This is a genomic window from Streptomyces sp. NPDC048483 (genome assembly GCF_040651455.1).
In the GTDB taxonomy this organism is placed as follows: domain Bacteria; phylum Actinomycetota; class Actinomycetes; order Streptomycetales; family Streptomycetaceae; genus Streptomyces.
In genome coordinates, this window is record NZ_JBEZJZ010000022.1 from 1 (window position 1) to 18,876 (window position 18,876).

The 18,876-nt window shown below is 70.1% G+C and carries 21 protein-coding genes and 1 pseudogene; 12 read left to right on the forward strand and 10 right to left on the reverse strand.

What is annotated here, in order from left to right; translation table 11 throughout:
- Nucleotides 1-102: 102 nt before the first annotated feature.
- Nucleotides 103-522 (reverse strand): hypothetical protein, encoded by a 420-nt coding sequence (locus AB0D04_RS14365; protein ID WP_362702779.1) that lies wholly within the window; start codon nt 520-522, stop codon nt 103-105.
- A gap of 27 nt (nt 523-549) precedes the next feature.
- Nucleotides 550-1,326, reverse strand: coding sequence for a DUF2127 domain-containing protein (locus tag AB0D04_RS14370; RefSeq protein WP_362702781.1), 777 nt, complete (start codon nt 1,324-1,326; stop codon nt 550-552).
- Nucleotides 1,327-2,008: 682 nt separating this feature from the next.
- Here AB0D04_RS14370 and AB0D04_RS14375 point away from each other — a divergent pair.
- The 7 genes from AB0D04_RS14375 to AB0D04_RS14405 all read left to right on the forward strand — a co-directional run bounded on the left by AB0D04_RS14375 (nt 2,009) and on the right by AB0D04_RS14405 (nt 7,193).
- Complete coding sequence (locus AB0D04_RS14375; RefSeq protein WP_362702783.1) at nt 2,009-2,173, forward strand: hypothetical protein; 165 nt, start codon at nt 2,009-2,011, stop codon at nt 2,171-2,173.
- Between the two features lie 62 nt (nt 2,174-2,235).
- Nucleotides 2,236-2,529: a Dabb family protein gene (locus AB0D04_RS14380; protein WP_362702784.1), complete on the forward strand. Its 294-nt coding sequence runs from the start codon at nt 2,236-2,238 to the stop codon at nt 2,527-2,529.
- 214 nt (nt 2,530-2,743) lie between these two features.
- The gene (locus AB0D04_RS14385; RefSeq protein ID WP_362702785.1) at nt 2,744-3,553 is read left to right on the forward strand and encodes an RNA polymerase sigma factor SigF; all 810 of its coding nucleotides are present in this window, start codon (nt 2,744-2,746) and stop codon (nt 3,551-3,553) included.
- 219 nt (nt 3,554-3,772) lie between these two features.
- Nucleotides 3,773-4,621 carry an RNA polymerase sigma factor SigF gene (locus AB0D04_RS14390; RefSeq protein ID WP_362702787.1) on the forward strand — a complete coding sequence of 283 codons (849 nt, stop codon included), beginning with the start codon at nt 3,773-3,775 and terminating at the stop codon, nt 4,619-4,621.
- A gap of 196 nt (nt 4,622-4,817) precedes the next feature.
- Nucleotides 4,818-5,609 carry a hypothetical protein gene (locus tag AB0D04_RS14395; RefSeq protein WP_362702788.1) on the forward strand — a complete coding sequence of 264 codons (792 nt, stop codon included), beginning with the start codon at nt 4,818-4,820 and terminating at the stop codon, nt 5,607-5,609.
- A 133-nt stretch (nt 5,610-5,742) separates the two neighbouring features.
- Nucleotides 5,743-6,216 (forward strand): VOC family protein, encoded by a 474-nt coding sequence (locus tag AB0D04_RS14400; RefSeq protein WP_362702790.1) that lies wholly within the window; start codon nt 5,743-5,745, stop codon nt 6,214-6,216.
- 140 nt (nt 6,217-6,356) lie between these two features.
- The gene (locus AB0D04_RS14405) at nt 6,357-7,193 is read left to right on the forward strand and encodes an RNA methyltransferase (RefSeq protein ID WP_362702791.1); all 837 of its coding nucleotides are present in this window, start codon (nt 6,357-6,359) and stop codon (nt 7,191-7,193) included.
- Nucleotides 7,194-7,279: 86 nt separating this feature from the next.
- Here AB0D04_RS14405 and AB0D04_RS14410 read toward each other — a convergent pair whose 3' ends face one another.
- Together AB0D04_RS14410 and AB0D04_RS14415 are read right to left on the reverse strand one after the other, a co-directional pair.
- Nucleotides 7,280-8,059 carry a phytanoyl-CoA dioxygenase family protein gene (locus AB0D04_RS14410; RefSeq protein ID WP_362702793.1) on the reverse strand — a complete coding sequence of 260 codons (780 nt, stop codon included), beginning with the start codon at nt 8,057-8,059 and terminating at the stop codon, nt 7,280-7,282.
- A 446-nt stretch (nt 8,060-8,505) separates the two neighbouring features.
- Entirely contained in the window at nt 8,506-9,096 is a 591-nt protein-coding gene (locus tag AB0D04_RS14415; protein ID WP_362702795.1) for a MarR family transcriptional regulator, read from the reverse strand.
- 96 nt (nt 9,097-9,192) lie between these two features.
- On the opposite strand from AB0D04_RS14415, the gene AB0D04_RS14420 reads away from it, so the two are divergent.
- On the forward strand, nt 9,193-10,539 hold the full coding sequence (locus AB0D04_RS14420) for an amidohydrolase family protein (RefSeq protein ID WP_362702796.1): 1,347 nt from the start codon (nt 9,193-9,195) through the stop codon (nt 10,537-10,539).
- Nucleotides 10,540-10,660: 121 nt separating this feature from the next.
- On the opposite strand, the gene AB0D04_RS14425 is transcribed toward AB0D04_RS14420, so the two are convergent.
- Nucleotides 10,661-10,882, reverse strand: a complete 222-nt coding sequence (locus AB0D04_RS14425; protein ID WP_362702798.1) for a hypothetical protein — start codon at nt 10,880-10,882, stop codon at nt 10,661-10,663.
- Between the two features lie 217 nt (nt 10,883-11,099).
- Between AB0D04_RS14425 and AB0D04_RS14430 the strand changes: the two genes are divergently transcribed.
- The 3 genes from AB0D04_RS14430 (at nt 11,100) to AB0D04_RS14440 (ending at nt 15,229) form a co-directional block, all read left to right on the forward strand.
- Complete coding sequence (locus tag AB0D04_RS14430) at nt 11,100-11,582, forward strand: MarR family transcriptional regulator (protein WP_362702799.1); 483 nt, start codon at nt 11,100-11,102, stop codon at nt 11,580-11,582.
- Nucleotides 11,583-11,602: 20 nt separating this feature from the next.
- The gene (locus AB0D04_RS14435) at nt 11,603-14,191 is read left to right on the forward strand and encodes an MFS transporter (RefSeq protein ID WP_362702801.1); all 2,589 of its coding nucleotides are present in this window, start codon (nt 11,603-11,605) and stop codon (nt 14,189-14,191) included.
- Between the two features lie 195 nt (nt 14,192-14,386).
- Entirely contained in the window at nt 14,387-15,229 is an 843-nt protein-coding gene (locus AB0D04_RS14440) for a YceI family protein (RefSeq protein ID WP_362702803.1), read from the forward strand.
- Nucleotides 15,230-15,311: 82 nt separating this feature from the next.
- On the opposite strand, the gene AB0D04_RS14445 is transcribed toward AB0D04_RS14440, so the two are convergent.
- Nucleotides 15,312-15,935: an SUKH-4 family immunity protein gene (locus AB0D04_RS14445; RefSeq protein WP_362702804.1), complete on the reverse strand. Its 624-nt coding sequence runs from the start codon at nt 15,933-15,935 to the stop codon at nt 15,312-15,314.
- A gap of 269 nt (nt 15,936-16,204) precedes the next feature.
- On the opposite strand from AB0D04_RS14445, the gene AB0D04_RS14450 reads away from it, so the two are divergent.
- A complete protein-coding gene (locus AB0D04_RS14450; RefSeq protein WP_362702805.1) occupies nt 16,205-16,582 on the forward strand; it encodes a hypothetical protein in 378 nt (125 codons plus the stop codon).
- Between the two features lie 102 nt (nt 16,583-16,684).
- On the opposite strand, the gene AB0D04_RS14455 is transcribed toward AB0D04_RS14450, so the two are convergent.
- The 4 genes and pseudogenes from AB0D04_RS14455 to AB0D04_RS14470 all read right to left on the reverse strand — a co-directional run bounded on the left by AB0D04_RS14455 (nt 16,685) and on the right by AB0D04_RS14470 (nt 18,760).
- Nucleotides 16,685-16,990 (reverse strand): hypothetical protein, encoded by a 306-nt coding sequence (locus tag AB0D04_RS14455; RefSeq protein ID WP_362702807.1) that lies wholly within the window; start codon nt 16,988-16,990, stop codon nt 16,685-16,687.
- 490 nt (nt 16,991-17,480) lie between these two features.
- A pseudogene (locus AB0D04_RS14460) lies at nt 17,481-17,625 on the reverse strand (TolB-like translocation protein); the annotation flags it as partial.
- A gap of 89 nt (nt 17,626-17,714) precedes the next feature.
- A complete protein-coding gene (locus tag AB0D04_RS14465; RefSeq protein WP_362702809.1) occupies nt 17,715-17,933 on the reverse strand; it encodes a DUF397 domain-containing protein in 219 nt (72 codons plus the stop codon).
- On the reverse strand, nt 17,930-18,760 hold the full coding sequence (locus AB0D04_RS14470) for a DUF5753 domain-containing protein (protein WP_362702810.1): 831 nt from the start codon (nt 18,758-18,760) through the stop codon (nt 17,930-17,932). Before AB0D04_RS14470 ends, AB0D04_RS14465 begins: the two co-directional genes overlap by 4 nt.
- Between the last annotated feature and the right edge of the window lie 116 nt (nt 18,761-18,876).

Here is an 18,876-nt window from a genome sequence, read left to right on the forward strand (position 1 = left end):
GTGCTGGTCACCAGCACCCCGCCCACCGCGCACAGCGATCCGTCGACCGCCCCGGACATCGCCGTATTCCGTCCGCTCCCGTTGCCCGGAGAGCGCCCGGCGTCAGTCGTTACGACGGCCCAGCGCGCGGCGGACGAAGTGGACGATCAGCCAGATCACCACGACCGCGATGACCAGGAAGATCACGAACAGCACGATCGCGATGATCCCCAGCTTCTTGAAGAAGCTCTTCGACTTCTTCTTCACCTTCTTCTTCCACTTAGAGGTCTTCTTCTCCTTGGAGACCGTCTGGGAGTGGTGGGAAGAGTGGATCGAGTGCGATGTGTGGTGCGAGGACGAGCCGTGGCCGCGCCCGAACTCCGGCGCGGACGCGGGTGCGGCGGCGACCGAGGTGCGGGGCGCCGCGGCGCTCTCCGCGGCCACGGCCGGCCCGGCGGTCATGGCCAGCAGGCCGAAGAGCAGGGCCAGGACGGCGGCCGGCCGGCGGCGGCTGCGCGTATGCGGATGCATGGTGTGGGACATCGTGGGTTCCCCCTAGGGTCGTGGGCGTCAGCCATTATGGGCGGCGGGTACCCCTGCCGAGGTCTCCACCTCCATGAGTGAGGCGCTCCGACGTTCCTCGTCGAAGGCCTTGCGGCCACCCCGCAGGCCGAACAGCCGCTTGGTGACCGCGATGTAGAGCACCGCGAGAATATTGACCACCAGCGTGGCGATCTTGAGCCAGCTGACCTTCTCCGCCAGCTCGTAGATCTCCAGCGGCAGGAAGGCCGCGGTGGCGACCACCGTCAGATACTCCGCCCAGCGCTTGGCGCGCCACAGCCCCACGCCCTCGATGATCTCCACCAGGGCGTACACGAGCAGCAGCGCGGCCACCAGCATCAGGGTGGAGTGCCGGTAGCCGAAGGTCTTCTGGATGGTGCCGACGACCGGCGAGTGGTCCAGGTCGTAGTGGAAGTGCCGGGCCACCGGGCGGAGCACCGCGATGTACTCGTCGAAGAACCGGCGGACCGCGTCCTTGCGGTTGCTGAACTGCCACACCCCGACCGCCGCCAGCACGATGAACACGCCACGGATCGCGCGCTCGACGGCCAGGAAGCGCAGGATGAACAGATCGCGCAGAACCTTGCCGCGCGGGACCAGCGGGGCCTCGGCGGCCGGGCCGGAGCCGTGCGGCGCGCCGAGCGCGAAGTCGCCGCAGCGCAGACACCGCCACGCCTCGCCGAGCGCGGTGGCCGCGCGCAGCTTCTTGCGCAGGCTTTCCTCGTGCGGGAGGTAGGTGATGTGCCCGCGGCGCGCGCAGGTACGCCGGTCCCAGTCGATCTTCATCCCGGTGCCCCGTGGCCCTTTCGTCGTCCCGCGCGTCCCGCGCCGCGGCGCGCCGCCGCGCTCCGTTTCTGTCGCGTACATGATGCATGCCGACGGGCCATCCGGGTCGTGCGGGGTGGGAGACGCCGGGCACACCGCGGGCGGTTGCATACGAAGGCGGACGGGAGGGGGTACGAGGGAATCACCGGGCATACGCCACGCCGGGTGCGGCCGAACGCCAGAGCCCCGGCTCCGAGCCGCCGCTGCCGGCGGGGCCCGGAGCCGGGGCTCCATGGTCGGCCGGGGGAAGCGGTAGTCGGGGGGACAGCCGCTCCCCCCAATGAGGACAGAACCCCAAAGCCCACGCCGCAGTCAGGGGGAATGCACGCGGCGCGGGCCCCGCAGTGGGGTACCGGTCCCCGGGCCCCGCGGATTCCTGCCAGATCCGCCGGGCACCCCTTCATCCTGCCCCTGCCGCCCGCCCACGCCCCGAGGCAAAGGGCCTCCCTTGGCGGGCCTTTGGTCCTTAAAGGCCAGATCAGCGACGGCGGCCCGGCGGCGCGGTCACGTACCGGCCCCGCCTTCACAGCTGCCGCCGTCGAACACCTGTGGTTACACTCACCCGACTGCGTCCGGGACGGGGGCGCAGCACCAAAGCAGGGCACATCCAGGGACTGCCGTAGGGACAGGGGAGACGGGACCGATGGCGCAGGCGAAGAAGATCGCGTTGTATCTGGTCATTGTCTTCGTGCTGTACACGATCATCACGTCCCCGGGGCGGGCCGCCGATCTCGTCCAGATAGGCTTCGAGGGCATCTCGTCCGCTGCTCAGGGCGTCGGCGAGTTCATGACCCAGCTGATCAAATAGTCGGCCGGGGCACCGGCCGGTCGCCCGACCGGCTGCGCACCGTCCGCCGCACGGAGGTCCCAGTGATCCGCCACCTGGTCCTGTTCAAGCTCAACGAAGGCGTCTCCCGCGACGAGGACCGGGTGCAGGCCGGCGTCCGCGCATTCGAGGCACTGAAGGACGAGATCCCGGAGCTGGCGTTCTGGGAGTGCGCCTGGAACATCACCGACCGCCCGATCGCCTACGACTTCGCGGTCAACTCCGCCGTGGCCGACACCGACGCCCTCAAGCGCTACCTCGAGCACCCGGCCCACCAGGCGGCCGCCGGACAGTGGCGCGCATTCGCCACCTGGGTGATCGCCGACTACGAGTTCTGAGCCCCGACAGCCCCGCGCTGCGAGCCCCTCCCCCCCTACGGGTGAGGGGCTTTGCCGTACCCCGCCCCAGTACGGGAAATCTTCCTCCCCACCTTCTTCCCTTCCGTCGGCCAACTCTCGCCCCAACACGGCGTTATGGGGTGCTTGCACACAGTGCACATGTCTTGTGATGCTATGACCGCTTTTGCCGGATACATGCACTGTGAAGGGTGGCGTGACCGTGACGGCCCGTACTGCGCCCAAGGCTCCATCGCGCGAGAGCCGTAGCGCGGACACGCGGGCGCTCACACAGGTGCTGTTCGCGGAGCTGACGGGCCTCGAACCCGGCACGCCCGAGCACACCCGGGTCCGCGCTGCCCTCATCGAGGCGAACCTTCCGCTGGTCAGGTATGCCGCGGCCCGCTTTCGCAGCCGTAACGAGCCGATGGAGGACGTCGTCCAGGTCGGCACCATCGGCCTGATCAATGCCATCGACCGGTTCGACCCGGACCGCGGAGTCCAGTTCCCGACCTTTGCCATGCCTACCGTCGTCGGCGAAATCAAACGCTACTTTCGGGACAATGTCCGCACCGTGCATGTCCCGCGCCGCCTCCACGAACTGTGGGTGCAGGTCAACGGCGCGACGGAGGACCTGACGGTACTGCACGGCCGCTCCCCGACCACCGCCGAGATCGCCGAGCGCCTCAAGATCGGCGAGGACGAGGTGCTCGCCTGCCTGGAGGCCGGCCGCTCGTACCACGCCACGTCCCTGGAGGCCGCCCAGGAAGGCGACGGCCTGCCCGGCCTCCTGGACCGCCTCGGCTACGAGGACCCCGAGCTGGCCGGCGTGGAGCACCGCGACCTCGTCCGGCACCTGCTCGTCCAGCTCCCCGAGCGCGAGCAGCGCATCCTCCTCCTCCGCTACTACAGCAATCTGACGCAGTCGCAGATCAGTGCGGAGCTGGGGGTGTCGCAGATGCATGTCTCCCGGCTACTCTCGCGGAGCTTCGCCCGGTTGCGGTCCGCAAACCGGATCGACGCCTGAGGCGCCGGCACCCAACCGCAAACAGGAGCGATCCCTCACCGGGACGAGCTACCCGTTCCTGCACAGATATGTCGACATGGCGCTACAGCGTGTTGCCGACATGTGACATTCTGCAGAAACCGCGTTTGCCGTGGCGCTGCCTCCGGTATTCAGGTGGAGGCATAACTCCTCGGTCCGCCTTGGCCCGAGGACACCGCAGCGACACCTCAAGGGGGTGGCATGTCCGTAGAACTGGGCAGCTCGAAGGTGCTTCCCGCGATTCCCGCGCCCGCGCCGCACCTGCACGAGCAGGTGCACAACGACGACGCCATCAACACCCGCACGCTCTCCCGCTCCCTGTTCCTGCGGCTGTCCACGCTCGACAAGGACTGCGCGGAACGCACCTACGTCCGCGACACCCTCATCGAGCTGAACCTCCCGCTCGTCCGCTACGCCGCGGCCCGCTTCCGCAGCCGTAACGAGCCGATGGAGGACATCGTCCAGGTCGGCACGATCGGCCTGATCAAGGCCATCGACCGTTTCGACTGCGAACGCGGCGTGGAATTCCCGACGTTCGCGATGCCGACCGTGGTCGGCGAGATCAAGCGCTTCTTCCGCGACACCTCGTGGTCGGTACGGGTCCCGCGCCGGCTCCAGGAGCTCCGCCTGGCCCTCACCAAGGCCAGTGACGAGCTCGCCCAGAAGCTCGACCGCTCCCCGACCGTCCCCGAACTCGCCCTGTGCCTGGGCGTGTCGGAGGAGGACGTCGTCGACGGCCTCGCGGTCGGCAACGCCTACACCGCCTCCTCGCTCGACTCGCCCTCCCCCGAGGACGACGGCGGCGAGGGCTCCCTCGCGGACCGCCTCGGCTACGAGGACACCGCGCTGGAGGGCGTGGAGTACCGCGAGTCCCTCAAGCCCCTGCTGGCCAAACTCCCGCCCCGCGAGCGCCAGATCATCATGCTGCGCTTCTTCGCCAACATGACGCAGTCCCAGATCGGCGAGGAGGTCGGCATCTCCCAGATGCACGTCTCCCGGCTTCTCACCCGCACCCTGGCGCAGCTGCGCGAGGGACTCATCGCCGATTGAGGTGGAGTCCGCCGAGGGGCCTGTGGGCAGGGCGACTTGCCGCTCGGCGGACTGGGACAGCGGGCCCTGCGGGGTGCCGTACGGGAGGGACGGCCGGCCGGTTCGGCCCGCCGAGGTTTGTGGATCCCGACCCCTGTACTCCTGACGTCCCGTCAGTAACACTGACCCCCAGCTACCGCTGGGAGGTCCCCCCAAGATGCGACGGACAACGACTGTTGCCTCCGCCTCGGCGGCCATGGTGTGCCTGGGCGTCCTGCTCACCGGCTGCGGGAGCGCGGCCCACAAGAGTTATGTCGCGGTGGGCGCGGCGGGCCCCGCCGACGGCCGGGCCCCGACGAAGGCCGTACCGCCCGAGGGCGGGGTCGAGTTGACGCCTCTGGACGGCGACGACGGCGAGAGGCACGGCGCCGATACGGATCCTTCCCCCGGCCGGCCCCCATCAGCCTCCCCCTCCGGGACGGGCAGCGGCGACGCCGCGCACGCCGGGAAGTCCGGCGGTGGCGCAGGCGGCCCAGCCGGCCCGCACGGTCCGGACGCCCCAGGCGGCTCAGGCGGCAACACCCCCAACGGGCCTTCCGCACCTGACCCTTCCGGGCCCTCGATGCCCCCCGGCTCCCCCGGAAACACCGGCCCCGGCTCCCCCACACCCCCCTCCCCCACCATCCCCGCCGGCCCCGACGCCCCCGCCGGCCTCCTGATCGGCAAGCCGGACCTCGCCGACACCGACGTCCGCTGGTGCGAAAAGGTCACCCTCGACTTCCTCAACACCGGTAAGCACGCGGTGACCGAGGGCACCGTCACCTTCGGCACCCACGTCATCGGCGCCCTCGGCGTCGACTGGTCCACCCTCCACTCCACCCGCAAGCTCCCCCTCCCCCTCGCCCCCGGCGAGAAGCGGAGCGGCACCTGGCGGGTGTGCGTGGACGCCTGGCGGGTGCCGCTCGGCATGCACATCGACACCAAGGACGTGGCCTTCCACTGGAAATGACGGCGGGGGTTCGGCCGGCGCGGCGCGCGGCCGCGGAGATTTCCTCCCGATGGCCGATGACTTCCGCCCGCCCCGCCGGTCAGTACTGCTACAGGACGCCGGCCGCACGGGCCATCGACGCCAGGAGGACCCCATGCCCCAGATCATCCCCAACCTCTGGTTCGACACCGAGAGCGTGGAGGCCGCCGAGTTCTACGTCTCGGTCTTCCCGAACTCCAGCATCAAGAACGTCTCCTACTACACCGAGGCCGGCCCCCGCCCCGCCGGCACCGTCCTGACCGTCGACTTCGAGCTCGACGGCCAGGGCTACACCGCGATCAACGGCGGCCCCGAGTTCACCTTCAGCGAGGCCATCTCGCTGCAGATCAGCTGCAAGGAGCAGGAGGAGATCGACTACTACTGGACCAAGCTCTCCGAAGGCGGCGAGGAGGGCCCGTGCGGCTGGCTGAAGGACAAGTACGGCCTGTCCTGGCAGGTCGCCCCCGCGGGCATCGCCGAGCTGATGAGCGACCCGGACCAGTCACGCGCCACCCGCGCCATGCGGGCGATGCTCGGCATGAAGAAGATCGACATGGCGGCCCTCCAGGCGGCGGCTGATCAGGCCTGACGACGCCGGCATTCTCCGGGGCCCGGACCACCGCAGGTCCGGGCCCCGTTCCGCACCCCTCGTAATTCCGCCGCGCCCCGCACGGCGCCGCCGGTACAGTCCGGTAGGCGCCAACGGGGATCATCACAGGGGGAGTTCGCGTGCCGCCGGTTCAGCGGATATCAAGCCGGAATGCTCGTTTCCAGCAGTGGGAGTCCTTTCTCACGAACCGGAACAAGCGGACCAGGGCCAGGGAATTCCTGGTGCAGGGCGTCCGGCCGATTTCGTTGGCGGTGGAGCACGGCTGGACGGTCCACACGCTGATCCACGACGCCCAACGTCCGCTCTCCCGTTGGGCGGAGAGCCTGCTGCGTACGGCGAAGGCCGAGCGGATAGCGATGGCTCCCGGCCTGTTGGCCGATCTCGGCGAGAAGAGCGAGGACGCCCCTGAGGTCGTGGCAGTCGTCGCCATGCCCTCCGATGACCTTGACCGCATCATCGGGGGCCACGGCTTTCTCGGCGTCGCCTTCGACCGCCCCACGAGCCCCGGAAACATCGGAACCATCATTCGCTCCGCCGATGCCTTCGGAGCCGACGGGGTGATCGTGGCCGGCCACGCTGCCGACGTGTACGACCCCAAGTGCGTGCGGGCCAGCACCGGCAGCCTGTTCGCGCTGCCTTCCGTCCGGGTCCCCTCCCACCGTGAGGTCTCCGCGTGGGTGGAAACCCAGCGGGCCAAGGGCAATCCGATCGCCGTCGTCGGTACGGACGAGCACGGCGACTGCGATGTTTTCGACTTCGACTTCACCCAGCCGACGCTGCTGGTGATCGGCAACGAGACATCCGGGCTCAGCAATGCCTGGCGCGAGGCGTGCGACCACCTGGTCAGCATCCCGATGGGCGGAGCGGCGAGTTCGCTGAATGCGGCGAATGCGGCGACCGCGGTGCTCTACGAGGTGTCCCGGCAACGCATCGCCGCCGGGACACCGTCCCGCTGACGCCGGCCGGCCGCGGGAACTCGGGCCGCAGCGCGGCGGGCACGAGCACGCGAGCCGGAACACCCGCAGCGGCCACTACCGCCGTCTCACTCCTCCGCCAGCCCCCGCCGGATCGCGAGCTCCACCGGTGAGTAGGCACCGTCCGGCCGCTCCAGGGTGATCGGCTCGGCCGGGAGCAGCGGTGGCTGGGCCATGAAGCGCGGGGTCGTGCCCTTGTGCGGCTGGGCGGCGTGCACCAGGAACGGGTGACACAGGACGACATCGCCGGGCCGGCCGGTGACCAGCATCTCGGGCAGCTGCTCGGTCGCCTCGTACAGTCCGGTTTCTCCGACGTCGAAGAAGGACAGGCCGGTCTCGCCGTACGGCGCAAGCAGGCGGGGTACGGAGCGGTGCGAGCCGATCCGGACCCGGGTCGGGGCGTCGTCCTCGGACACCTCGGAGAAGAGGAAGAGCATCAGCAGCGCGCGGCCCCTGGAGTGGACATTGACCCACGGCGGCCAGGGCGGAGCGCCGTCGGGGTGGTAGCCGGCGTCGATGTGCCAGCCGTCGTCGCCCGGCGGGTCGGGGTGCGGAAAGCGGACGGGGATGGTGCCGAGGCCGTCGCGCGGCGCCCAGCGGCCCGGCCCGACGAGGAGGTCGAACGCCTCGTGCAGAGCCGGGGTGTTGGCGGCGCGGCGGAAGGGCTCGTCGCCGTAGCCCGCCAGGCGTACGACGGGCTCGGTCCAGGTCCCCGGGTCGTCCGGGTCGCAGCCGGTGTCGGGCCACATAATGGCGCGGCATTCCTCGGCCACTGCTTCCGGGAAGGCGCCGCGCAGCACGACGAACCCGTCCTCGATGAAGCGGTCGACGTCCACGACGTCGGTCATCGTTCCCCCTGCATGCCTCGAGGTCGTCTCGAGGCCCGACCGTGCCAAGCCGCCTCTCCTTCGGCAACCGATTTACGGGGCGGAGGGAGGGGCGGAAGACCGTGCGGCGAGCACGTCCCTATCGGCTCAGGCGTGCCAGATCTCCTTGCTGGCCTCGCCTTGCCCGCGGCGTCCAGCGTGATGTCGTAGATGTTCCCGGAGCAGCTGTACGGCGCCTTGACGGCACTCTGGTCCGTCAGGCAGTCACCGGCGTGCTTCCACAGCAGCCCGGCCACCACCGTCTTCGCGGTGGTGGGCCCCGTGGCCAGCTCCGCCTTCACGTCCCCAGGAGAGAACGTGTACCGCCGCAGGACAGCCCACCGGAGCGGAGAGCGCGAGGCGCTACGGGCCGCCGAGAGCCGGGGACGCATCGACGTCGGCCGGCGCGGCGGCCCGGGGGTGGCCTCCTACGACCGGCTCCGGTTCCGCCCCGTCCGCCTCGGCGACGGGGCGGGCCGCTCACCGCCCAGCTCGCGGAGGGCCTCGGTGGCCGCACGTACAGCCTCCGGGGAGGCCTCGGCGAAGACCGCCTCGTGCGCGTCCGCATTGGCCCGCACGGCGCGTTCGGCGAGGGTCACGCCCTCCGCCGTCAGCCGGATCATGGTGCTGCGGCCGTCGTCCGGCGAAGGCTCGCGGCGGACCAGGCCGCGGTCGGCGAGGTGGTTGACGACGTTGCTGGTACCGCCGGAGGACAGAAGCAGCGAGCGGGCCAGTTCGTTGGGCTTCATCCGGTACGGGTCGCCGGCCCGGCGGAGCGCGACGAGGATGTCGAACTCGGCGATGGTCAGGCCCAGTTCGGGCAGTACGCGGCGAGTGGCCTGGTCGAGGGCGGTCGCGAGGCGGGCGATGCGCTTCGCGAGTTCGGTGGCGGGGCGGAGGACGTCGGGCAGCTCGGTGCGCCAGGCGCCCATCAGCGCGTCGACGGGGTCGGGAGCGGGATCGGGAGCACGATCCGGAGCGGGAGCACGATCGGCAGCGGGGGCAGGTCCGGCGGTCACCCCGGAAGGATAGTTTGCGCCGCGCGTTCGACCTCTTGGGTGATAGCTTTCTAGAAAGCTTTATGTTGAACTCACCGTTGGAGAGGGAGATTTGCCATGGGGGATCACCACCGCACACCACACCGCACGCTGCTCCGCGACGGGCTGGTCATCGACACCGATCCACAGCCGGCCGTCCGCCCGCACACCGATGTGCTCGTGGAGGACGGGCGGATCGCCGCCGTAGGGACGCGGTTACCGGTCCACGACGCCCAGATGATCGACGCCCGGGAGATGATCGTGCTGCCGGGCTTCGTCGACACCCACCGGCACCTGTGGCAGACGATCCTGCGCTCCGCCGCGGTCGACGCGAGTCTCGACGGCTACCTCAGCCGCATCCTGGACCGCCACGCGCGCCGCCTCACCCCCGCCGATGTGCACACCGGGAACCTGCTGGGCGCCCTGGAGTGCCTGGATGCGGGGGTCACCACCGTGCAGGACTTCTCCCACATCCAGTACACGCCGGAGCACAGCGCCGCCGCCGTACTGGCGCTCCGTACGGCGGGCATTCGGGCCGTCTTCGGTTACGGATATCCCGTGTTCGACGAGGCTGCGCGGCAGGCCGACCGGGTGCGGCGGGTGCGCACCGAGCACTTTCCGTCCCGGGACGGACTGGTCACGATGGCGCTCGCACCCCTGGGGCCGTCGTTCGCGCCGATCGGCACGGCCCGCGAGGACTGGCTGCTCGCACGCGAGCTGGAGCTGCCGATCGCCGTCCATGTGCACGCCGGCCCGGTGGCGCAGCGGCCGATCGCCGCGCTCCAGGAGGCGGGGCTGCTCGGCGCCGACACCCTGTACGTGCACGGTAATTCGCTCGCCGACCCGGAGCTGAAGCTGATCGCCGACTCCGGGGGCGCGATGGCCATCACACCGGCCATCGAGGCGTCGATGCGGTTCGGCCCCCCGATGGTGGGGCGGCTGCGGCGGGCGGGCATCACCACCGGGCTGGGCGCGGACGCCGTCACCTCGGCGCCGTGCGACATGTTTTCGCAGATGCGGGCGGCATTGATGAGCGGCCACTTCGAGGACGGCCCGGACGGCGGCCCGGACGAAGGCCTCCCGCTCACGGTGCCCGATGTGCTGCGGATGGCCACCATGGGAGGCGCCACGGCGCTCGGCCTCGACCACGCGGTCGGCTCGCTGGGCATCGGCAAACGCGCCGACCTTCTGCTGCTGCGCGCCGACGCCGTCAATCTCGCCCCGGTCGTCCACGACCCGATCGGCGCCGTGGTGCTGGCCGCCCACCCCGGCAACATCGACACGGTGCTGGTCGAGGGACGGCCCGTGAAGCGCGGAGGGCGGCTCACCCACCAGGGGCTGGGCGGGGTCCTCACCGAGGCGCGACAGGTCGCGGAGCGGTTGCGGGAGGCGGATGCGGCTGCGGCTGCGGAGGCGGAGGAGTAGGAGGAACGCGCCGCCGGGCCGCCCGCCCGGCCAATGAATGCGGCCCGCCGTCGCATGACAGCGGGCCGGACGTTCCGTACGGGGCGGGGCAGGCGCCCTCCGCGGCGACGTAAGGGCCGCTCTACTTCAGCGCCAGCCAGGCCGCTCCAGCCACCACCAGAACCGCCACGATCACGCCGACGATGACGCCCACGCGCGCGCCGCCGCTCTGCTGCGGCGCTGCCGCGCGGCGGCCGTCAGGGCTCTGGGGGGTTCCGCCCTCGTCCACGAAGGCGCGGAACATCTGGGTGCTGCCCGCCGGGTCGTAGTTGCCGCCGGCCTGGTTCTGGGGGTTGGTCGCCATGGGGAAGGACCCTAGCGAACTGGGGGTCCGAGGGGCACCCCTGGGGCGCGTGCCCACATGACCTGCACTTTTACGGGACCGGGTGGGTTCGTTGACCGCGGCCCGGTCGAGACTTTTCGTTCGCTTTACCCCGGACGTCCGAAACAAGTTTGCCTTCAGCAACCAACATAATCTATGGTTGCCTCAAGCAACAAAGACGTGATGCGTGGAGGAGCCCGTGGCCACTCGGAGTCACTACGAAGAGCTGGCCAGGCAACTCAGCGCCATCGGCGCCGTCAAGCGGGAAATGGGCCGGATCCTGCCCCAGGACTGCCCGCCCGCATCGGCCGGCGTGCTCACCCTTCTCGACCGGCACGGCGAGATGCGGATGAGCCACCTGGCCGAGCTGCTCGCGATCGACATGTCGGTGACCAGCCGCCATGTCGCGCACGTCTGCGAACGCGGCTGGATCGAGCGCAAGCCCGACCCGGCGGACAAGCGGTCGCGACTGCTGCGCCTGACCCCGAGCGGCCGGGAACTCCTCGAGGAGCTCTCCGAGCGCTACACCCAGACCCTCGCCCGGTACCTGGACGACTGGACCGACACCGACGTCGGGCACCTCGTCGAGCTGCTCGCCAGGCTCCGTACGAGCTTCGGCGACTGCCGCACCCGGGCGCCTCACGACTCCCTCCACCCCCTCACCCGTACACCCGCAGGCTGAACAGGAACCGAAGGAACTACATGGCTACGACCACACCAGCAGGTGTGCGGGGCGGCCACGCCAAGCACGGAGGCGGACACGGCGCCTCCGACGGGGCCCCCATGACGCACCGTCAGATCATGGAGGCGCTGTCCGGGCTGCTGCTCGGCATGTTCGTCGCCATCTTGTCGTCGACGATCGTCTCGAACGCGCTGCCCGAGATCATTCATGATCTGGACGGCGGGCAGAGCTCCTACACATGGGTCGTCACCGCCGCGCTGCTGGCGATGACCGCGACCACCCCCCTGTGGGGCAAGCTCTCCGACCTGTTCAGCAAGAAGCTGCTGGTGCAGTTCGCGCTGGTCATCTACGTCGCGGGGTCGGTCGTCGCCGGGCTGTCGCAGAACACCGGCATGCTGATCGCCTGCCGCGTGGTGCAGGGCATAGGCGTGGGCGGTCTGTCCGCCCTGGCCCAGATCGTGATGGCCGCGATGATCTCGCCGCGCGAGCGCGGCCGGTACAGCGGCTACCTCGGTGCCGTCTTCGCCGTCGCCACCGTCGGCGGGCCGCTCCTCGGCGGCGTCATCACCGACACCAGCTGGCTCGGCTGGCGCTGGTGCTTCTACGTCGGTGTGCCGTTCGCGATCATCGCCCTGATCGTGCTGCAGAAGACCCTGAAGCTGCCCGTCGTCAAGCGCGAGGGCGTCAAGGTCGACTGGGCGGGCGCCTTCTTCATCAGCGCGGCGGTCTCGCTGCTGCTGGTGTGGGTGACGCTGGCCGGCGACAAGTACGACTGGATGTCGTGGCAGACGGCGGCGATGGTCGGGGGCTCGGTCGTACTCGGCGCGATCTTCGTCTTCATCGAGTCCAGGGCCAAGGAGCCGATCATCCCGTTGCGGCTGTTCCGCAACAAGACGATCACCCTGGCCTCGCTGGCCTCCCTCTTCGTCGGCATCGCGATGTTCGCCGGCACCGTCTTCTTCAGCCAGTACTTCCAGCTGGCGCGCGGCAAGTCGCCGACGATGTCCGGTGTGATGACGATCCCGATGATCGGCGGGCTGTTCATCTCCTCGACCGTCTCGGGCCAGATCATCACCAAGACCGGCAAGTGGAAGGCCTGGCTGGTCGCCGGCGGCGTGCTGGTGACCGCGGGGCTCGGGCTGCTGGGCACCATCCGGTACGACACCGAGTACTGGCACATCGCGATCTTCATGGCCCTGATGGGCCTGGGCATCGGCATGATGATGCAGAACCTGGTCCTCGCCACGCAGAACCAGGTCGCCCCCGAGGACCTCGGCTCCGCCTCGTCCGTCGTGACCTTCTTCCGCTCCCTCGGTGGTGCGGTGGGCGTCTCGGCCCTCGGTGCGGTGCTCGCCAACCGCGTCACCCACTACGTCAAGGACGGGCTCGCCGACCTCGGCCCCAAGGCCGCGAAGGCGGCCGCCCACGCCGGTGGCAACAGCGGCGGCATCCCCGACCTGGACGCCCTCCCGGCGCCGCTGCGCACCGTCATGGAGAGCGCCTACGGGCACGGTGTCGGCGATGTGTTCCTGTACGCGGCGCCCTGCGCGCTGCTCGCCTTCCTCTTCACCCTGTTCATCAAGGAGGTCGCGTTGAAGACGCGTGGCGGACTGTCCCAGAGCGCGGCGGCCGCGGAGGCCCCGTCGGCGACCCCGTCGGATGCCACCGTCCCGGACCGGGCCGGTGCCCCGGACCGGGCCGAGGAGCGCGAGCCCGCCCTGGTGGGCGCGCCGCTCACCTCGGACGAGGACGCACACACCCCCTCCTGGGCCCAGCCCGCCGTCGCGGCGACTCCCCAGCCCCTGGCGGCGTACGCCTCCGCCGGCGGCGACGGCACCCCGTCCGGCCCCGCCATCCACGGCTTCGTCCGTAACGCGGAGGGCAACCCCGTACCCCGCTCGGCCGTCACGCTGATCTCGCTCAGCGGCCGCCAGCTGGGCCGTGCGGTCGCCCAGGCCAACGGCTCGTACGTACTGAACGCCCCCGGCGCCGGCTCGTACGTCCTGATAGCCGCGGCCGACGGCCACCAGCCGCAGGCCTCCACGGTCGTCGTCGGCGAGGCGCCCCACGGCTACGACATCCTGCTCAGCGGCACCAGCGGCCTCGGCGGCCAGGTCCGCAGCGTGGTCACCGGGCAGCCGGTCGACGGTGCGATGGTCGTCGTCACCGACGTCCGCGGCGAGGTGCTGGCCACCGGAAAGACCAACGCCGAGGGCCACTTCGCCTTCGACGAGCTGGCGCCCGGCACCTTCACCGTCGCCGTCAACGCCGCCCACTACCGCCCGTCCGCACTGCCGGTCGAGGTCGGCGGCCAGGGCACGACCCGTATCGAGGTCGAGCTGCTGTCCGGCGCACGGGTCCAGGGCGTCGTACGGGCGGGTGCCCACCGCATCCCGCTGCCCGACGCCCGCGTCACGCTGGTGGACGCGGCGGGCAACGTCGTGGCCACCTCGACCACCGGGGAGGACGGCGCCTACGCGTTCACCGACCTGGACGCCGGCGACTACACGGTCATCGCGAGCGGCTACCCGCCGGTCGCCACCGGCCTTGCGGTCGACGCGGGCGGGGTCGACGGCTACGACGTCGAGCTCGCACATCCAGGGGACTGACCCCGGCCCGGGACCCCGTACGGAGCGGGCAACCCGCGGCACCAAATCCCCGGACCGGGGCGCGCGTCGAGCGGAAGCGCGTCCCGGACCGGCCCCCAGGGCTCCGGCGGCGGCGTGCGCACAGGCAGGGGACGGCCTGCACGTCGCCGTCCGGGGCCCGACTTTTTACGGACCAGGCAACAAACGGGAGAGGCAATGACTTCGAGCGGCGCGGGAGCTGCCGGACTGCGGGCGCAGGTCCGCACACGGGACGGCTGGGCGGTCCAGCACGCCGTACTGACCATCACCGACATGACGGGCGCGCAGGTGCTGCGCGCCTCCGCCGACGAGCAGGGCGCGGTCCGCAGCGAACAGCCGCTGCCGGCCGGCCCGTACACGGTCATCGTGACGGCCGTCGGCTACGCCCCGGTCGCCTCCAGCGCGATCGTGACGGCGAGCGGCCGGATGGACGTCGGCACCGTCGTCCTGGCCCGCCAGGGCGGCGCGGAACTGCCGCCGCCCGGCCCCTGGACCATCGACCCCATGCACTCCACCGTGGGCGCGGTCGCCCAGCACCTGGGCATCTCCAGCGTGCACGGCCGGTTCACCGAGTTCAGCGGCCGGATCGAGATCGCCGAGGACCTGGACAAGTCACTCGTCGAGGCGGTCATCAAGGCCGCCACCGTCGACACCGGCAACGGCATGCGCGACGGCCACCTGCGCTCCGAGGACTTCCTCAACGTCGACGAGTTCCCGGAGATCACCTACCGCAGCAGCGGCCTGTCGGCGGCCGGCCCCGACCGCTGGACCGTCCACGGCGAACTCTCCCTCCACGGCGTCGTCCGCCCCGTCGACCTCGACCTGAGCTACCTCGGCACCGGCCCCGACCCGTGGGGCGGCGTCCGCGCCGCCTTCCGCGCCACCGCCGAACTGCGCCGCGAGGACTACAAGATGAACTACAACCAGGTCGTGGCGGCCGGCATCGCGGCGATTGGGACCACGCTGAAGGTGGAACTGGACATCCAGGCAGTGCAAGGGGAGAGCCTGCCGATGGGGTGAGCGGTAGAGCGACGCACGCACGCCGGAGTCGACGATCCGCCGCGGGCCTCAGCCCGTCTCGGTCGTCACTCCATCTCCGCCGTCACTCCGTCTCCGCCGCCAATTCGTACTCCTCCTCCAGCGTTTCGAGGACCTTCTCCCACAGGGCGGATTCGACCCCTGGGTCGAGGGCCTCGATCGCCTGCCGGAACACCCCGAGCACCTCCAGCGGCTTCGGTCCCTCGAACGGCTCCCTGAATTTGGTGGCCAGCCCCAGGGCCCCTGCCAGGATCGGCAGGGAGGAGTGCGCCTGTCCGGCGTAGCCTGCGGCGTGGTCCCAGCCGTTCGGATCGTAGAGGACGATATCTCCGGTCACGCCGTCCAGCATCAGTGAACACCCGCTGCACTCACCGAACCCGAAGGCGTACTTCGTCAGCGGGGAGTCGTCGTCAGGCGTGCGTCGCCCGAACAGCTCGTCCGGGTCCTCCGCCCACGGCCCGTCCGCTTCCTTGATCCCACTTGAGTCGAAGTCGATGCATTCCAGCAACCAGTCGATCCGGACCGCGGGGAAGCCAACCGTGGTCAGGAACTTCCTGGTTGCCTCGTGCTGCAGTAGCTCCGGCAGCTCCGCCTCCCGGGGCCGCCAGAGCGAACCCGCCCCGAAACAGGACTCCAGCCACTCCGCCGTCGGGTTCTTGGCCGCAGCTACCCACGCCTCAACGTCCACACTTCCCCCTCGTCCGCACCGTGCCATCTCAGCTTCGTCGACGCTACACGCGATCACTGACAGTCCCACCGGCGTCGTGAGCGGCGGCGGCCGTCGCCTATCACACAACCGGCGCTTCCGCGCACGATTTCGACCCAGAACGAATACATGGTGCGACCCGGGCGTCTCGGGCAAACTGCCTGTCGCGAAGGCAGTTCAGCCCCTCGCGCCGGACGCGGCCGGGGGTCTGTACGGCACTTCGTGCAACCAGACCACTAGGGGGAAGAACCATGCGAAAGATCACCAAGGCTGCCGCGGCGCTCGCACTCGCGGCCGGCGCCCTGACCACCGTCGGCGCCACCAGCGCCAGTGCCGCCCAGGCCGCAGGCACCCTGCACGGCTGCCCGTCGGGGGCCGTGTGCGTCTACCCGCAGAACACCGGGTGGAACGGCGACCGCCCGTCGCTCACCTTCTACAGCTACGGCGCCCACAACCTCAGCAACCAGACCGGGCAGCACTACGTCCTCAACAACCAGACCGGGGGCGCGACGGCACGCACCTGCACGGGCTACAACGGCACGGGGGACTGCCAGGGCTTCCTCCAGCCCGGCTACTACGTCGACAAGGACCTCACGCCGATCAACTCGATCCTGCTGGTCAAGCCGTAGTTGTAGCTGTAGCTGTAGCTGTAGCTGTGCATTGATCGTCGGTTCACTCGGGCCGGGCCTCCCGTCGGGGGCCCGGCCCGGTGGCCTTTGGCCCGTCCTGGCTCAGACGTCGAAGAGCTGCGTCAGTTCGGTGATCACACCTTTGGCGTCCACGACGATGTCGTACTTATTCTCCTCACACAGCCCGTACTTGGTGGAGGAGGGCTTGTCGTCCGCAGTGCAGAGCATGATCTCCTGGATGGCCTCCTCCCTGGAGGCGGGCGACAGCGAGCCGCCCGTGCGCATGAGCTTCGCCTTGACCGTGTCCGCCAGGCGGTATCCCTCCTTCCACTCCTTCGTGGGCTTCCACTGGCCGGAGCCGGAGCCCGTGGGCATGTTCGGGTCGCACTTGGTGTCGTGGGCGCTCATCTTGGCGTCTGCACCGTAGATGCTGTCCAGCCGGACCACCTTGTGGCCCGGCTTCAGGCCGCAGCCGGAGGGAGAAGAATCGGAGGAGGGGGAGGAGGGGGAGGAAGAGGGGGACGCCGACTGGTCGCCGCCTCCGGCAGACGAGCCGCCCGCAGTGGGAGAGGGGGACTGGGAGCCGCCTCCGGCAGACGGGCCGCCCGCAGCGTCGGCCGGGGCCGACGCACTCGGCGAGCTGTCGGCGCCTGCGGCATCGTCCTTAGGTCCGCAGGCCGTTAGCGCCAGTGCGGCACTGGCGGTCAGCAAAGCGATGGTGGCGGTCTGGCGAAGTGACACGAGCGTTCTCCCGTTGGGCCCAGCGAGCGGTGTGGTGATCGATGAGATCGCCATGATCATGACATGAAAGCGGAAGCCGAAACGGCCGTGTCACGGAACCATGACATCTCGCGGGCCAAGCTATGACAGGCGGGCGGAGCGCCTGCGCCGGGGGCGCACGCAGGGTACGCAGATTCAGGGCATAGCGGCGCCAACAGGCATCGGGGGAGAGGCCGTTGACGCGCTTCCCGGGCACGAGGCCGGTGCCGTCGGGGGACAGGGACGGGCACTCCGCGTTTCGCATGGAGGGTGCGGACGGTGCGGGTGGCGGTGTAGCCGCGGGATGAATACGGGACTACGCACACGGGCCGGGCCCCCGACACGAGGCCCCGCCCTTGTGAATCGACGGCCATCAGAGGGCGGCGACGCCGCCGTCCCGCCGGACCCGGCGGACGAAGGACGCCCAGGCGTCCGCCGAGAAGCGGAGCTCCGGGCCGGGGTTCTTGGAGTCCCGTATGGGGACGGAGCCGGTGGCAATGGCGGCGGGGGCCCATTCGAGGCAGTTGCTGCCGTGCTCGGCACCGCTGTAACTGGACTTGACCCATTCGCGAGCGGCAGGGTTTCTGGTCACCTCAGCGCCTCCATCTGTCCTCTGATCAGGCGTGCGCTCTCCCGGGCCGAAAGCGCCTCCCCCGTCAGGAAATCGTAGGCACGCAGCGCTTCCCTGACATGCTCTGGCTCGTCGATGGTCGCCGCCGTACGGTACGCCTCGACGCAGACGCGTGTCACATGGTTTGACCCTGTGAGGAACGTGGCTGCGCCGTCAATGAACAGATGTGCCTCCGCGTCCGATGGCAACACCTGAATCCGCGTAGTCGCCTTGGCGCCGTGGGTCAACAGCGCGGATAGTTGCTCACACATGATCTCGCGACTGCCAATTCGTCGGCTGATCACGGTCTCGCAGAGTACGACGCGTAGGTCCGGCGGCGCGTCCCGCTTCAGGATGTCCTGGCGGGCCAGCCGCGCGGCGACGTTCGTTTTGATCTCCTCCTCGCTCGCGCGTGGTGCCCCACCACGAAGGAGCGTGCGGGAGTAGTCCGCGGTTTGAAGAAGCCCCGGCACGACCGTCGGGGACCACTCCCGTACGACAATTGCCTCCCTTTCCAGCTCCACCCGTCGCCGGTACTGCGCCGGGAAGGACTGCGCCACGATCTCCTCGTACAGCCGCTTGAACAGCCCGTCCGTCGAAAACACCTGGTCCAGCAAGGACGGGAGGTCCGGCGGGATCGGGCCGACGCATGTCTCCACACGTCCGATTGTGGACTTCGACGTCCGGAGCATTCGGGCCAACTCGGCCTGGTTCAGCCGCTTTCTCGGGTAAAGCTCCCTGCCACTGCGGCACTCCTCGGCGAAGCGGCGCCGGGGTTCCTCTGCGTCAACACTCTCTCGTTCCTTCACAACTCCCCCTGACCAAAGGTCTGATCGCGTGCAGCGGAAACGACGTCCCCGCAGGCCGGGCAAGTGCGCATATGCCATTTCGCCCACGGCCTTGGTCGGGCGCCAAAGTCCTTCCA